This is a genomic window from Nocardia sp. JCM 38205 (assembly GCF_058222935.1).
In genome coordinates this window covers 202,994-216,948 of record NZ_JBYHFL010000005.1, presented here as the reverse complement: position 1 = coordinate 216,948, position 13,955 = coordinate 202,994, and the positions used below count along the sequence as shown (strand labels likewise).

Below are 13,955 nucleotides of genomic sequence, written 5' to 3'. Positions count from 1 at the left end.
GCGGGTTTCCCCGGAGCGGGGATGTGCACGCGAACTCACTGCGGCCGCTGGAACCAGTCCGCCGCGCTGCGCTGCGACAGCAGGATCACAATCGCCAGGCACATGCCGACGCCGAGGAGGCCGGGCGGAAGTCCCTGTGTCACCGCGCCGAGACCGAGCAACATGCCGAGGCAGGCGGCGACGATCGCGGATACCCGCACGCCGTTCCCGTTCACCCCGAAACCGAACGCCAGGATCACGAGAAAGACGGCGGGCAGATAACCCCCGATGAGCGCGCCGACCAGCTCCCAGTTGTCGGCGGCCACCGCCACCGCAATCAGCCCGGCGCCCACCGCACCGAACACCCAGGAGATGATCTGAGCCGCTCGCACCGGCGCGGGCATGGCGACCGGACATTGCTGCGGCGCAGCGTCATGCGGCGCCTGCCAGGCGCCCGGCGCGCTGTTCGCGCCCGTGGGGTACGGCTCGTACTCGGTCGCCGAGTCGTCGTTCGTGCCGAAATCCACTGGGATCCCCCTCTTTCAGCCAGCGGTCCACGCGCCGGTCTCGGCAGCGAACACTACCGTGCCCGGGGCACCGCGACTCACCGGCTCGTCGGTGGCGGGTCACCGGCCTGCCGACGTCGTGGAGCCGGGTGGGTCGCCCCGCGGTGACGCCGGGTGGAGAGTGTCGTGCCGACGCACGAGCGGTTGACCACGCCCATAGGTAATGCCGTCGGAAAAGTACTTATAGGTGACTGATTCGGCGACCCCCTGCCCGCCCATAACGTAGTTCTCAGCACCGGATCGAGCGGAGAAACCGCAGATCACAACGTTATGGAGGACTCGATGAACACTCTCGTCGCGCAGTACCTGGAAGCCTGGAACACCACAGACGAGCAGGCCCGCGTGGCCGCCGTCGAGCGCGTCTTCACCCCCGACGCCACCTACGTCGACCCGCTGGTGTCGGTCGCCGGCCATGCGCAGCTGTGCGCCGCCATCGCCGGCGTGCAGGCACAGTTCCCCGGCTGGGTGTTCCGTCCGGCCGGCCCCGTCGACGGCCACCACGATCAGGTGCGCTTCGCCTGGGAACTCGGCCCCGTCGACGGGCCCGCCGTCATCGTCGGGTTCGACGTCGCGATCATCGCCGACGGCCGCATCGCCGGCGTCTACGGCTTCCTCGACAAGGTCCCCACCGCCGCCTGACCTCGACCACCTTCCGAAACCTCCAGGAGTCATCATGACCACCACCGCCCCCGGCTACGTGTCCACCCTGCTCGCTCCCGGCCCCGCCCTGCTGCGGTTCTCGCTGCGCCTCGACGCGGTGGTGACCGCCGCCAACGGCCTGGCCTACCTCGCGCTGTCCGGCCCGATCGAATCCTTGCTCGGCCTGGACACCGCTGTCGGTATCCCCATCGGCATCTTCCTCACCCTCTACGGCATCGGCGTCGCCCTCGTGGGCCTCCCGGCGAACATCAACCCCGTCGCCGTGCGCGCGGTGATCACCGGTAACGCCGCCTGGGTGGTGGTGAGCCTGGCGGCCCTGATCGCCGGCGTACTCGACGTGAACGCGATCGGCACCGTATGGGCCGTCCTCCAGGCCATCGTCGTCGGCGCCTTCGCGGCCATGCAATACCTGGGCCTGCGCCGCGCGCGGTGATTCGGAAAGCTGCTCGGCACAAGAACATCGACGAATCCGGTCGGGATCTCCCGACCGGATTCGTCGTAGTTCGATAACGGGACCGGCACCGCACGGGTGCTACCGGGACACGGCGCGGTCTCGTCCTCGTTCAGTGGCCGGCTTCGGTGTAGATCGTGCGCCACTGCGCCGACAGTTGCTGCTCGGTGGCGTTTCCGAACTCGTATGCGGGCGAATTGATCGGCGCTATCTCCTCGACCCGGACGAAGATGACGCGATGCGCGGGGTAGCCGGGCCCGTTTCGGTCCAGCAGCCAGGACTGGAGCCACAGGTACTCGGGGGTGCCGGGATCGCGAAATTCCGCGAGGCCGGTGAATCGGTATCCCCGGCGGGCGATGAAGTCCACCACCGCGATCTCGATACCCGGGTTCTGCGCCAGATTCCCCACGGTGCCGGGTGAGGCGATGTCCATGAACACCAGGTGCTGGTCGTCGTAGACGCGCACCGACCCCTTCGGCGAGATGTTCGGCGAATGATCGGGCCGCACGGTCGCGACGAAAGCCAGCTTGGCCCGGTCGACAACGCGGCGCATGTCCTCGTCGATGTATGTCATCGCTCGACTCCTGCGCGAGCGGAAGGGCCGCGGCGGCGATGATCGACGCTGAGTACGTGCGCGCGTTCCGGCGACAGCGCAAGCAGCGCCGCGGCGGCGGCCGCGCTGAACACCGAGGCGTTCAACGGTGATTCGGGGCCCGAGAAGAAGAACATGGATCCGCCGAACGCGAGCAGGGTCACCAGCGTCGCCGCGGCCGTCCACCGCATCGCGACCCCGAGCAGCAGTGCGACGCCGAGCACCGCTTCGGCGGCAGTCGAGGTCCAGGCGGTGATGTCGACCAGCAGTTCGGGCATATACGGCGCCAGATCGTCGACGTAGGCGGTGAACGCCTCGAATTCGCCCCAGGCGACATTGCCGGTACCCGGTTCACCCCACAGTCCGAACCGGTCGCCGACCGCGGACAGGAAGCCCACGCCGAGCGCGAGTCGCGCGAAAATTGTTGCCGCTGACCAGTATTTGAGTCGGACGACGTCCTCCGACGACGCCTCGGTGGTGTGTGTGGGTGTCATCTGAATTCCTCACTGCTCGATGTGTCGATGATTCGATTCGTCAGGCCGCCGCGACGCGACCCGCCGTGGCCCGCACGCACATCACCACGGTGACCGCGACCGCCAGCGCGATCGGTGCGAACACCGGGATCAGGTCTGTGGGGCGAGCGGCCATGAGGTAGGCGCCGGCCAGGGTGAATGCCGGTGTGCCCCACTGTGATGCGGCGATCGTCACCGCGGCAGCGGCGCCGATGGCGACCGAGGCCGTCTTCCGCCGCCCCAGCACTCGCAGTGCGTTCAGGGAGGTGAGGAAGATGAGTGTGCTGGAGACCATGCCGGCGGCGGCCCACGCGCCGACGTGTGATCCCGAATTCAACAGCCGGCCACCGGTTCCCGCGACGAACACGGTAACCGGCAGGATCGCGCCGATCGAGATCAGCACTCGCCTCGGTGCCCGAGTCGTCGACGCGCGCCGCAGCCGGCCCAGCTCGCCGCACTGCACACCGAGCAGCACCGCCAGCAGTAGCGCTGCGGTCACATGCGTCGCCAGAAGCGTTGTGCTCATGAGATGTCATACCTCCTGCGCCGGGCGGCCGAGTCCACACACGCCCTATTCGGAAGCGGATTCACATTCCGATACGGTACAGGAGGAGATATCGCGCTTGTCAAGGAAACTTCTGGGTGCGATCGCCGCCCTGATGGCCGCCGATGGCGGCCTGGGGGCTCGTCTCGGGGCATGGCACGCCGACGGCGGCCATGCCCCGGGGTGCCCGTCAGCAGGTGGAGCCGTGTATGACGTTGTAGATCGCGTTACCCGGTAGGCATTCCGGTGCCCCCGGGCGGCTCTGGTCGACCGGATGGCTGAGCCACCACGCCATACCGGCGGCCGCGATGACGGCACCCGTGCCGATGACCGACGCGGTGACCGTGCGCGGAGCTCGAAGGATCAGTGCGGTGGCCAGGCTCAGTGTGCGGCGATGTCGGCTATGACCGAGTTGGCGACCGGTGCTGCGGCGCGCACGGAGGAAGTCCTCGGCGATGTCGGCCGATACCTCATCGAATCCCTCGCCGGGTGAGCGGAATGTGTGGCCGACGCGACGCCCGCGTGCTGGAATGCCGAAAGTCTCAGGGCTTCAGGCCATCGAGGACGATGTCGATGAACCGATGCCAGTCGCCGAGATCGGCGCGCACCACGGTTGCGAGCGAACCGATGATCATGTAGAGGTCGTCGGAGGTGACATCAGGGCGCAGGGATCCGTCGGATCTGCCCTGCTCGAGAATCGATGAAGCGAACTCGAAGAGTTCGGCTTCGACGGGGCCCTGAGGGGCGACGCTGCCGAGCGTCGACTCGATCATCCTCGAGAGGGTGCGCCCCCCTTCGTGTACCTGGCCGACATGTGACAGCAGCCATCGCACCGCCTCGATGCCGGTGGCGAATTCCGGCCGTTTGGTCCGGGCGGAGTCCAGAATCTGGATGAAGCGCTGTTCGGCGATGGCCTCCATGAGCGCCTGCCGCGTGGGGAAGTGGCGATAGATCGTTCCGACGCCCACGCCCGCGGCGCCGGCGACCTCCGACATCTGGACCTCGTCCCCGCGCTCGGCGAAGAGCGCGGTCGCGGCCTCGAGCACGCGAGCTCGATTACGTCCGGCATCAGCGCGCAGGCGGCGGGGTGGATTCGACATGAGGTGGAGGCTTTCGGTCGACGGAAGTGGATTCCGATTCGGCAGCGTACTCCATGGTCGCGATCCGGTTACCTGATCGACACCCGGCGGGCGGCCGGGGGGGGCGTGCCCCGGGGATTGACAGCGGCCGCGGGCTCTGCGATGGTCGGTAATCGGAACCGGAATCCGAATCCGGTTCGGGAGAGGATTGTGATGTCCAAGGATCGCTTCTATCTGCTCGAGGCCGGCGCCTCACGGCCCACCCGAGTCCCGCTGCCGCCGTGGACGACCGTCAAGGCGGGCACCGACGACACCGAGGGCCGGTTCACCCTGATGGAGAACCGCGGCAACGGCGACATTCCCGCCCATGTGCACGACAACTTCGACGAGTTCGTCTATGTCATCGACGGCGAGCTCGGGCTGGACTACCGCGGTAACACCCACCGCTTCACCAGCGGAATGTGCTTCCTGGTTCCGCGCGGCATCACCCACGCGATGCGCAACCTCGGCGGAGCGGACACTCCGGTACACGCGTTGCAGCTGTCCGCGCCGTCCGGTTGGGAGCGCTACCTGGAGGCGGTGGCCGAGGCGCGGCAGAGTGGTGACTGGACCGCCGATCGTGACTGGGTCGAGGCCAACGAGATCGGCAAGCCCTTCGGCATGCGCTACCACCTGGGCCACGACGACCCGAAGGAGTGGGGCGACCCCGATCGTTTCTACCTGCTCGGCAAGGGGGAAGCCCGGCCCGGCCGTATCCCGATTCCCCCGGCCTTCAGTGTGAAGGCACGTACCGAGGACACCGACGGACTGTTCTCGGCACTGGAAGTCACGGTTGCCCAACCGATTCCGCGGCACACGCACCACGTCGCCGATGAGTGCATCTATGTGCTGGACGGTCTCCTCGAAGTCGAATTCGACGACCGTATCCAGGTCGCGGGTCCAGGCCAGGTGGTCCTGTTGCCGCATGGTGTGCCGCACGCGCTTCGTCCTGGCTCGAACCCGCCCCCGCGCGTCGTCCAGATCTCCTCACCCGGCGGTTGGGAGTGCGTGGTCGAGGCGATCATCGAACATCGCACCGAGGTCACCTCGGGCGGCCGTTTCGATCCGGCGGCGCTCAACCGCTACACCCGCCGCTATCACGTCGTCTACGACGAGAACTGACGACGCGTCGAGGTCTGGCGCGGCGAACCCGCGGGTCGTTACGGTGGCACGAGTAATCGCTCATTAACGGCCCCGGGGGCGGGAACGAATATTCGGGTAGTCGAGTACGCGGGTCCCGGAGCGGGCGCGGCGGGAGGATCTGGATATGAAACGACTTGTGGTGTGCTGCGACGGCACCTGGAAGGCCGAGTCGAGCACGACGGTATCCAACATCATCAAGATCGCGCAGACCATCCGGATCGAGGCGCCCGACGAGCAGGGGCGGCCGGTCGCCCAGTGGGTCACCTACGTACCGGGGCCCGGCACCCAGGGCTTCCTGGCCGACCGCCTGATGGGCGGGGCGTTCGGCCTCGGACTGGAGGCGAATCTATCGGCGGCCTACTGGCATCTGGCGTTGAACTGGGAGCCAGGGGATCAGATCTTCATCTTCGGTTTCAGCCGCGGCGCCTTCACCGCGCGCAGTTTGGCGGGTCTCATCGGGCGGATCGGGATCATGACGCCGGAAGCGATGATCGACGGCATGTACCCGGAGGCGTTGAAGATCCACAAGCAGCCGGTACCGGCGGACGGTGAGACACCCGCCGAGTGGGAGAAGTTCCGGAGCGAGAACTGCCACCCCGGTCCGGCCAAGATCGATTTCCTCGGCGTCTTCGACACTGTCGGCGCGCTGGGGGTGCCGGGGCTGACGTCGCTGCGGCACAAATTCCACGACGTGCGCCTCGGTCCCGCGGTGCACTGCGCGCGCCAGGCCCTGGCCATCGACGAGCGGCGCCGCAACTTCGAGCCCTGCCTGTGGGAGGTCCCGGTGGAGCCGAATGTGAAGTACCGCAGGGGTTTCCAGCGGGTGAAGCAGGTGTGGTTCGAGGGCGTGCACAGCGATATCGGTGGCGGTTACGCCGAATGCGGGCTGTCGGATATCACGTTGCGGTGGATGGTGGCCGAAGCCGAATCGGTGGGGCTGGTGTTCGACCGCGAGCGCCTCGACGCGCTGTCCGAGCGTTGCACCGCGGGCGCCGACCACATGCGCAGGCACGACTCGCTCGGCATCGGTTACCGGGTCCTGAATCTGGCGCGGGCGCTGCGGAATCCGCGCAGTCCGCGGTTCCACTGGGATTCCTGGCGCAAACTCGGCGTCGCCGAGGACATCGGCATCCGTTTGGCCTCCTGCACCCAGAACGACGAGTACCGCCCCGCCAACCTGCGCCGCTGGCGCGAGGAGCTGGGCGGAATGTTCCCCGAGGAACTCATCGAGAAGACCGTCCCGGTGACGGCGAAACTGGGCGCCTGAGCGTTCAGCGCACCAGCAGCGCCACCGGGAGCCGGGCGAACAGCTTCTCCAGCCGCGCCCGGCCCTGGAAGGTGTGCCCGGTGAGCCGGTCGGTCCAGGTGCCCTGCGGTAGATCCAGCACCGTGTCACCCCAGCCGGTCTCGGCCAGCGATACGCTGTGCCGGGTCGCGGCCACGATCACCTCCGGCGCGTCGCCGGCGCGGCCGCGGGCGTAGGACACCAGCTTGCCCGCCTGCTCGCCGGTCGCGAACAACGGCAGATAGGTGCCGCCGACGAAGCAGTCCGGCCGCTCCCGGCGTAACCACAGCGCATAGGCGACGATCCACATCTTCGCCGCCCCGGTGGTGTCCAAACCCGGTGTGCCCGTCAGTGATTGCAGCATGCCGGCGCGGGTGGCGAAATCCACCGGACGCCGGTTGTCCGGGTCGACCAGCGAGTCCTCCCACAGCTCGCAGCCCTGATAGACGTCCGGAATCCCGGGCCCGCACAGTTGCAGCAGTTTCTGCGACAGCGCATCCGACCAGGCATGCGGGGCCAGTTCGTGCACCAGATCGCCGAGCCCGGAACCGACCGGGCCGTCGATCACCGCATCGATCCAGGTGTGCACGGCGGTCTCGAATTCGGGGTCGGGTTCCTCCCAGGAGGTGTGCTCGCCAGCCTCGCGAATCGCCTTCTCCGCGAACCGGTGCAGCCGATCGCGGAGCCCGGGAACCGAGGCGGCGGGACGGCCGTCGGCGGGCCACACCCCGAACATGTTCTGCAACAGGAACAGTGCCGTCGCGCCGTCGGGGCCGGGGGTGAGCTCGAGCCAGGTCGCCACCGACCGCGCCCACCGCGTCGCCACCTGCGACAGCACCCCGATGCGGGCGCGCACATCCTCACCGCGTTTGGTGTCGTGGGTCGACAGCGCGGTCATGGTCGCGGGCCAGCGTTGCGCGCGTTCGCTGTTGGCGAGGTGGAACTCGTTGAGCGAATGCCCGAATCGGGCCGGGTTGCCGCCCACCTCCTGCAGCGACACCAGCCGTGCGGCCCGGTAGAACATGGTGTCCTCGACGGCTTTGGCCGTGATCGCGCCGCCCACCTGGCTGAACCGCACCGCCGCCTCGCCGCCTGCGGCCAGCGCCGCCACCAGTACCGACAGCGGCGCGGTGAGTTCGCTGTTGCGTTTTTCCACATCGGCGACCACGGCGCCGGTCATCCCGGCCAGCGGCGTGTAATCGACCCGGTACACCGGAAGGAACGCCAGCACCTCGATGGTGGCGTTGGTCAGCGCCATATCGCTGATCCCGGAGGCGTCGAAGCCGTTCACCCCCGCGTCGCGTTTGACCGCCGCCACCAGTCGCCGGATCTCCGGTGCCAGAATGCTTTCGGCGACCGCGCGCTTGATGCGGTGCTGCTTTTCGCCGATCCAGGCGCGGTCGCTGCCGTGGCCGGCGAAATGCTGGGACAACTCCGTCAGCGTCTGCTCACCGCCGGGGTCGATCAGCACCCCGCCGATATCGGCGAGCGCGTCGTAACCGGTGGTGCCGTCGATGGGCAGGGTCGCGTCCAGCGGTTCCCGGTTGGCGAGGATCTTCTCCACCAGCAGCAGCCGGTGCGGGCCGATGAGGCTGCGCAGCCGGGCGAGATAGGCCGCCGGATAGGACAGCCCGTCGGGGTGGTCGACGCGCACACCGTCGATCAGATCGTGTTCACACCAGGCCGCGAGCTCACGATGGGTGGCTTCGAACACCTCCGGATCTTCCTGACGCAGCGCCGCCAGCCCGCTCACCGCGAAGAACCGGCGGTAGCTGCACAGGCCCGCCTTCCAGCTCACCAGCCGGTAATGCTGTTTGTCGTGGATGCGCAGCGCGTTGTCGCCGTCGGTGTCGGGCGCGATCGGGAACCGCAGATCGTGCAGCGCGAGCATCGGCTCTGGACCGGACCGGTCCACCGTCAACGCCGCCGGATCGTTCTCGCTCTGCAAGACCGGCAGCGCCAGCCGCCCGCCGGCGCCGTTGAGCGGGCTCCAGTCGATATCGAAGTAATGCGCGTACTGCGATTCCGGTCCGTGCCGCAGCACATCCCACCACCACGGGTTCTGCCGCGGATCGCCGACACCCACATGGTTGGGCACCAGATCGACGATCAACCCCATGCCGCGGCTGCGCACCTCGTCCGAGAGCGCCTTGAGCCCGGCCGGGCCGCCCAGCGCCGCCGACACCGTGGTCGGATCGGTGACGTCGTAGCCGTGCGTCGAACCGTGCGCGGCGGTCATCACCGGCGACAGATACAGATGCGAGATGCCCAGCTGCTGCAGGTATTCGGCGATGGCGGCGGCGTCGGCGAAGGTGAGCAGGTCCGGGCGCAGTTGCAGCCGGTAGGTGCTGCGCACCGGCGTCGACCGGGCCGGGCGGCGCATGGACTGTGGATCGGTGAGATGCGTGGCGGTCAGGTTCTTCTCGGTCATGTTCGTATCGGTCAGGCGGTGCGGCGGAGGACGAGCAGACAACGGGCGGTGACGGTGACGGTGCTCGCCGCGGCATAGCTGGCCTCGGCACGTCCGTCGGGTGCGGAACAATCCAGGGCGACCGACCACTCGGCGCCGAAATCGGGGGTGGGCAGGGTGAAATCCAGGGCGCTGTCGTGGGCGTTGAAGCACAGCAGGAATGAATCGTCGGTGATGCGTTCACCGCGCGGGCCCGGCTCCGGGATCCCTTCGCCGTTCAGGAACACCGCCAGCGCCCGGCCGAAACCGCTGTCCCAGTCCGCGACCGTCATCTCCGCGCCGTCGGGGGTCAGCCAGGCGATATCGCGGGGATGCTCGCCCTCGCGCACCGGGCCGCCGGCCAGGAACCGACGGCGGCGGAACACCGGATGCGCGGTGCGCAAGGCGATCGCCGCGCGGGTGAACGCGAGCAGATCGGCGTTCTTGTGCGCCAGCGACCAATCCATCCAGGACAATGCCGAATCCTGGCAGTAGACATTGTTGTTGCCGAGCTGGGTGCGGCCCATCTCGTCGCCGTGCGCGAGCATCGGGGTGCCCTGGCTCAGGATCAGCGTGGCCAGCAGGTTGCGCGACTGGCGATCACGCAACGCGAGCACTTCCGGGTCGTCGGTGGGTCCTTCCACCCCGCAGTTCCAGGACCGGTTGTGGTTTTCACCGTCGCGGTTGCCTTCGCCGTTGGCCTCGTTGTGTTTGTCGTTGTAGGACACCAGGTCCCGGAGGGTGAAGCCGTCGTGGGCGGTGACGAAGTTGATCGAGGCGCTGGGTCTGCGCCCGGTGGCCTCGTACAGATCCGAGGACCCGGTGAACCGGGACGCGAACTCGCCGAGGGTGGCGTGCTCACCGCGCCAGTAGTCGCGCACCGTATCGCGGTATTTGCCGTTCCATTCGGTCCACAGGCTCGGGAAGTTGCCGACCTGGTAGCCGCCCTCGCCGACGTCCCACGGTTCGGCGATGAGCTTGACCTGGCTGACCACCGGATCCTGCTGCACCAGATCGAAGAACGTGGACAACCGGTCCACATCGTGCAGTTCGCGGGCCAGCGTGGCGGCCAGATCGAAGCGGAAACCGTCGACGTGCATCTCCAGCACCCAGTACCGCAGCGAATCCATGATCAGCTGCAAGGTGTGCGGATGGCGCACGTTGAGGCTGTTGCCGGTGCCGGTGTAATCCATGTAGTGCGCGGGGTCGTCGTCCATCAGCCGGTAGTAGGCGGCATTGTCGATGCCGCGGAAACCGATGGTCGGCCCCAGGTGATTGCCCTCGGCGGTGTGGTTGTAGACCACGTCCAGGATCACTTCGATGCCCTCGGCGTGCAGTGCCCGCACCATCGCCTTGAATTCGGTCACCGCCGCGCCGGCCCGCGCGCCCGCCGCGTACTCGTGATGCGGGGCGAGGTAGCCGAAGCTGTTGTAGCCCCAATAGTTGCGCAGGCCCTGGTCGAGCAGGATGCGGTCGTGCAGGAACTGGTGCACCGGCATCAGCTCGATCGCGGTGACGCCCAGGCCGCGCAGATGGTCGATGATCGCCGGATGCGCCAGCCCCGCGTAGGTGCCGCGCAGTTCCTCGGGAACGTCGGGGTGGGTGATGGTCATGCCCTTGACGTGGGCCTCGTAGATCACCGTCTCGTGGTAGGGCCGCTTCGGCGATCGGTCGGTGCCCCAGTCGAAGAACGGGTTGATCACCACACCGGTCATGGTGTGGCCGAGCGAATCCTCGCCGTAGGTAGAGAGCGAGCGGTGATCGGTGAACGTGCCGTCGAAGGCCTTGCCGTACGGGTCGAGCAGGAATTTGCTCGGATCGCAGCGCAGGCCGCGGTCGGGATCGAACGGGCCGTGCACCCGGAACCCGTAGCGCTGTCCCGGACCGACCCCCGGCAGGAAGGCATGCCAGACGTGCCCGTCGACCTCCTCCAGCCCGATCCGCGTCTCCGCGCCCTGCTTGTCGACCAGGCACAATTCCACCGCGTCGGCGACCTCGGTGAACAGCGAGAAATTGGTGCCGGTCCCGTCGTAGGTGGCGCCCAGCGGATACGCGCTACCCGGCCAGACACCCAGCGGTGCCGCGGCGGACGCGGGATCGGGCGAAACCATGGCAACGACACTAACGGTCGCTCGGTCGCCGCCGCTGCGGCCCTGCGCGTTAAGCGGGCGGACCGGCGGTGGCCGAGGTCGCGGGCAGCCAGCGGCGGTGGTATCCGGTGCGGCGGGCGAGGCGGGCGAGGGTGCCGAGGACCGCGCGCTGGACGGGGGCCGGGATGCCGGCGAGGTAGCCGTCCTGGAGCTCCCAGAGCATGGCGAGCGCGACGGGATTGCGCGGGACGCCCGCGCCGGTGGTTTTGCCCGCGTTGTCGAGGGCGGACCACAGCCGGAACATCTGCCAATGCCGAAGTGGCGGCCGGATCTCGTGGTCGACGACGGTATCGGGCAGCTCGCTCCAGAATTCGTGCACCGCGCGAGGTGCGGCGGTGACGGTACCGCCCGGGTCGGCGATGACCTCGCGCCCGTCGATGCGGAAGCGCAGCCGTCCGCTGCGGATGGTCCAGCTCTCGGCGATTTCGGGGTGCCAGTGTGGGCCGGCCTGCCGTTTCGGTACCGGCAGCAGATGCTGTAGCCGCAGGTAGGGGCCGTCGTCGTCGACGCCACGAGCCATCAGGGTGACGCGATGGCCGTCGCGGAAGGTGAGGGTTTCGTGCATGAAACCAGATATAAAGGTAACCTTCCTATTGTGTCAATGGGCGAAGCCTCCATCTTGAAACTGCTCACCTTGGCGACCAGGTCCGTGGAACGGGAACTGAACCGCGAACTGGGCGCGATGCTCGGTGATGGCCTGCGGCCCGCGCACTACGCGGTCTTCCGGTACCTGGACCCGGCGGGCTCGCGCGTCACCGCCCTGGCCGACGCGGCGGGGATGACTCAGCAGTCCATGGGTGAACTGGTCACCCATCTCGAGCGGCACGGGCTGGTCGAACGCCGGGTCGATCCGGCCGACCGCCGGGCGCGGGTGGTGCTGCTGACCAATTCCGGGCGCCAGGCGCTCGCCCTGGCCGCTGATCGCATCGCGAGCATCGAGCGCGAACTGCGCGCTCACCTCGGGGTGGACGAGTTCGAGGCGCTGCGTGCGGGTCTCGCGGCCGTGCCGGGGGTGCTCGAGGCGCCGGAGCGGTAAGCGCAGGGTGGATGCCGCGCCGCTGGTGTTTCGCGGCGGGGGCCGACGGTCTCGCCCTGCTCGGTCCCGCCGTGGCATCAGCACCTGCTCAGATGTTAACTTGAACGGCGTTCAAGGCCGCCTGCTGGTGGCGGCACGTCCACTGTGCGAAGGGTTGCTGTGGTGCTGACGCCCGACGAGATCACCGCCATCGACGCGAAACATGTGTGGCACCCCTACGGCGGATTTCCGGCCACGACCGAGCCGCTGGTGGTGGCCTCCGCGTCCGGGACCAGGCTGCGCTTGGTCGACGGCCGCGAACTCGTCGACGGCATGAGCTCATGGTGGGCGGCGGTGCACGGATACCGGCACCCGGTGCTGGACTCCGCGCTGCTGGTGCAGTCGCAGCGGATGAGTCACGTGATGTTCGGCGGGCTCACTCATGAGCCGGCGGCGCGGCTGTCCGAGCTGCTGGTGCGGCTGACCCCGCCCGGGCTGGACAAGGTGTTCCTCTGCGATTCCGGTTCGGTGTCGGTGGAGGTGGCAGCCAAGATGTGTCTGCAATATCAGCGCGCGCTCGGCCACCCCGGGAAACGCCGCCTGCTCACCTGGCGCGGCGGCTACCACGGCGACACCTTCACCCCGATGAGCGTGTGTGATCCAGAGGGCGGCATGCACTCGCTGTGGACCGACATCCTCGCCGAACAGATCTTCGTGCCCGCTCCGCCGACAGACTTCGATCCAGGCTATGTCGCCGAACTCGAGCGGGCGGTGCGCGAGCACGCCGACGAGCTGGCCGCCGTCATCGTGGAACCGGTGGTGCAGGGCGCGGGCGGGATGCGCTGGCACGATCCGCGCTATCTCGGTGAACTGCGCCGGCTCTGCGACGCCAACGGCGTGCTGCTGATCTTCGATGAGATCGCCACCGGATTCGGCCGGACCGGAACGTTTTTCGCCGCCGAACACGCGGGAGTGAGCCCGGATGTGATGTGTGTCGGCAAGGCATTGACCGGTGGTTATCTGACGCTGGCCGCCGCCTTGTGTACCGAGCAGATCGCCGAAACCCTCAGCGCCGCACACGGTGGGCTCATGCACGGGCCGACCTTCATGGGTAACCCGCTGGCGTGCGCGATCGCGGTGGCATCGACCGAACTGCTGCTCTCCCGCGACTGGCAGGGCGAGGTGACCCGCATCGAAGCCGAGCTGGGTACCGGCCTGGCTTCGGCGCGGGAGTTGCCCGGCGTCACCGACGTCCGGGTGCTCGGCGCGATCGGGGTGATCGAGCTCGATCACCCCGTCGACATGCGCGCGGCCACCGATGCGGCCGTTGCGGCAGGCGCCTGGTTGCGGCCCTTCCGGAATCTCATTTATACGATGCCGCCGTTCATCAGCACTACCGGCGATGTCCAGGCGATCACCTCGGCGATGGTCGCGGCGGCCCGGGTCGCATGAGCGCTGAGGCGAGCTGATTCGGCTGTGCGGGTCGTGCCC

General features: G+C 68.2%; 14 protein-coding genes. 6 read left to right on the top strand and 8 right to left on the bottom strand.

Features of this window, described 5'->3' with window-relative positions; genetic code table 11:
• Positions 1 to 35 precede the first annotated feature (35 nt).
• A complete protein-coding gene (locus tag AC4HOU_RS19920; RefSeq protein WP_195021054.1) occupies positions 36 to 506 on the bottom strand; it encodes a hypothetical protein in 471 nt (156 codons plus the stop codon).
• 321 nt (positions 507 to 827) lie between these two features.
• Between AC4HOU_RS19920 and AC4HOU_RS19915 the strand changes: the two genes are divergently transcribed.
• Together AC4HOU_RS19915 and AC4HOU_RS19910 are read left to right on the top strand one after the other, a co-directional pair.
• Complete coding sequence (locus AC4HOU_RS19915) at positions 828 to 1,184, top strand: nuclear transport factor 2 family protein (RefSeq protein WP_195021053.1); 357 nt, start codon at positions 828 to 830, stop codon at positions 1,182 to 1,184.
• 34 nt (positions 1,185 to 1,218) lie between these two features.
• Complete coding sequence (locus tag AC4HOU_RS19910) at positions 1,219 to 1,638, top strand: hypothetical protein (RefSeq protein ID WP_194989820.1); 420 nt, start codon at positions 1,219 to 1,221, stop codon at positions 1,636 to 1,638.
• Between the two features lie 130 nt (positions 1,639 to 1,768).
• On the opposite strand, the gene AC4HOU_RS19905 is transcribed toward AC4HOU_RS19910, so the two are convergent.
• From AC4HOU_RS19905 to AC4HOU_RS19890, 4 genes are all read right to left on the bottom strand, one after another.
• Positions 1,769 to 2,230: a pyridoxamine 5'-phosphate oxidase family protein gene (locus AC4HOU_RS19905; protein WP_195021052.1), complete on the bottom strand. Its 462-nt coding sequence runs from the start codon at positions 2,228 to 2,230 to the stop codon at positions 1,769 to 1,771.
• Positions 2,227 to 2,742 carry a DoxX family membrane protein gene (locus AC4HOU_RS19900; protein WP_195021051.1) on the bottom strand — a complete coding sequence of 172 codons (516 nt, stop codon included), beginning with the start codon at positions 2,740 to 2,742 and terminating at the stop codon, positions 2,227 to 2,229. The genes AC4HOU_RS19905 and AC4HOU_RS19900 overlap by 4 nt, the downstream gene beginning before the upstream one ends.
• A 40-nt stretch (positions 2,743 to 2,782) precedes the next feature.
• Entirely contained in the window at positions 2,783 to 3,286 is a 504-nt protein-coding gene (locus tag AC4HOU_RS19895) for a hypothetical protein (RefSeq protein WP_195021050.1), read from the bottom strand.
• 560 nt (positions 3,287 to 3,846) lie between these two features.
• Entirely contained in the window at positions 3,847 to 4,404 is a 558-nt protein-coding gene (locus AC4HOU_RS19890) for a TetR/AcrR family transcriptional regulator (protein WP_195021049.1), read from the bottom strand.
• Positions 4,405 to 4,596: 192 nt separating this feature from the next.
• Here AC4HOU_RS19890 and AC4HOU_RS19885 point away from each other — a divergent pair, with 192 nt between their 5' ends.
• The gene (locus AC4HOU_RS19885; RefSeq protein WP_195021048.1) at positions 4,597 to 5,544 is read left to right on the top strand and encodes a cupin domain-containing protein; all 948 of its coding nucleotides are present in this window, start codon (positions 4,597 to 4,599) and stop codon (positions 5,542 to 5,544) included.
• A gap of 145 nt (positions 5,545 to 5,689) precedes the next feature.
• The gene (locus AC4HOU_RS19880) at positions 5,690 to 6,832 is read left to right on the top strand and encodes a T6SS phospholipase effector Tle1-like catalytic domain-containing protein (protein WP_195021047.1); all 1,143 of its coding nucleotides are present in this window, start codon (positions 5,690 to 5,692) and stop codon (positions 6,830 to 6,832) included.
• Positions 6,833 to 6,836: 4 nt separating this feature from the next.
• Here the strand turns inward: AC4HOU_RS19880 and treY are convergent, their stop codons facing one another.
• Genes treY through AC4HOU_RS19865 form a run of 3 tightly spaced genes read right to left on the bottom strand, consistent with a single transcriptional unit; the run spans position 6,837 to position 12,014 of the window.
• Entirely contained in the window at positions 6,837 to 9,233 is a 2,397-nt protein-coding gene (gene treY, locus AC4HOU_RS19875; protein ID WP_163816558.1) for a malto-oligosyltrehalose synthase, read from the bottom strand.
• A 59-nt stretch (positions 9,234 to 9,292) separates the two neighbouring features.
• Complete coding sequence (glgX, locus tag AC4HOU_RS19870) at positions 9,293 to 11,410, bottom strand: glycogen debranching protein GlgX (protein ID WP_490724921.1); 2,118 nt, start codon at positions 11,408 to 11,410, stop codon at positions 9,293 to 9,295.
• A gap of 49 nt (positions 11,411 to 11,459) precedes the next feature.
• A complete protein-coding gene (locus AC4HOU_RS19865) occupies positions 11,460 to 12,014 on the bottom strand; it encodes a cupin domain-containing protein (RefSeq protein ID WP_490724920.1) in 555 nt (184 codons plus the stop codon).
• 36 nt (positions 12,015 to 12,050) lie between these two features.
• On the opposite strand from AC4HOU_RS19865, the gene AC4HOU_RS19860 reads away from it, so the two are divergent.
• Together AC4HOU_RS19860 and AC4HOU_RS19855 are read left to right on the top strand one after the other, a co-directional pair.
• A complete protein-coding gene (locus AC4HOU_RS19860; RefSeq protein WP_490724919.1) occupies positions 12,051 to 12,485 on the top strand; it encodes a MarR family winged helix-turn-helix transcriptional regulator in 435 nt (144 codons plus the stop codon).
• A gap of 159 nt (positions 12,486 to 12,644) precedes the next feature.
• A complete protein-coding gene (locus AC4HOU_RS19855; RefSeq protein ID WP_490724918.1) occupies positions 12,645 to 13,916 on the top strand; it encodes an adenosylmethionine--8-amino-7-oxononanoate transaminase in 1,272 nt (423 codons plus the stop codon).
• Positions 13,917 to 13,955: the final 39 nt, after the last annotated feature.

Coding starts and splice junctions, on each gene's coding strand:
- AC4HOU_RS19915 (WP_195021053.1), top strand. CDS start 828: ATGAACACTCTCGTCGCGCAGTACCTGGAAGCCTGGAACACCACAGAC.
- AC4HOU_RS19910 (WP_194989820.1), top strand. CDS start 1,219: ATGACCACCACCGCCCCCGGCTACGTGTCCACCCTGCTCGCTCCCGGC.
- AC4HOU_RS19905 (WP_195021052.1), bottom strand. CDS start 2,230: ATGACATACATCGACGAGGACATGCGCCGCGTTGTCGACCGGGCCAAG.
- AC4HOU_RS19900 (WP_195021051.1), bottom strand. CDS start 2,742: ATGACACCCACACACACCACCGAGGCGTCGTCGGAGGACGTCGTCCGA.
- AC4HOU_RS19895 (WP_195021050.1), bottom strand. CDS start 3,286: ATGAGCACAACGCTTCTGGCGACGCATGTGACCGCAGCGCTACTGCTG.
- AC4HOU_RS19890 (WP_195021049.1), bottom strand. CDS start 4,404: ATGTCGAATCCACCCCGCCGCCTGCGCGCTGATGCCGGACGTAATCGA.
- AC4HOU_RS19885 (WP_195021048.1), top strand. CDS start 4,597: ATGTCCAAGGATCGCTTCTATCTGCTCGAGGCCGGCGCCTCACGGCCC.
- AC4HOU_RS19880 (WP_195021047.1), top strand. CDS start 5,690: ATGAAACGACTTGTGGTGTGCTGCGACGGCACCTGGAAGGCCGAGTCG.
- treY (WP_163816558.1), bottom strand. CDS start 9,233: ATGCGCCGCCCGGCCCGGTCGACGCCGGTGCGCAGCACCTACCGGCTG.
- glgX (WP_490724921.1), bottom strand. CDS start 11,410: ATGGTTTCGCCCGATCCCGCGTCCGCCGCGGCACCGCTGGGTGTCTGG.
- AC4HOU_RS19865 (WP_490724920.1), bottom strand. CDS start 12,014: ATGCACGAAACCCTCACCTTCCGCGACGGCCATCGCGTCACCCTGATG.
- AC4HOU_RS19860 (WP_490724919.1), top strand. CDS start 12,051: ATGGGCGAAGCCTCCATCTTGAAACTGCTCACCTTGGCGACCAGGTCC.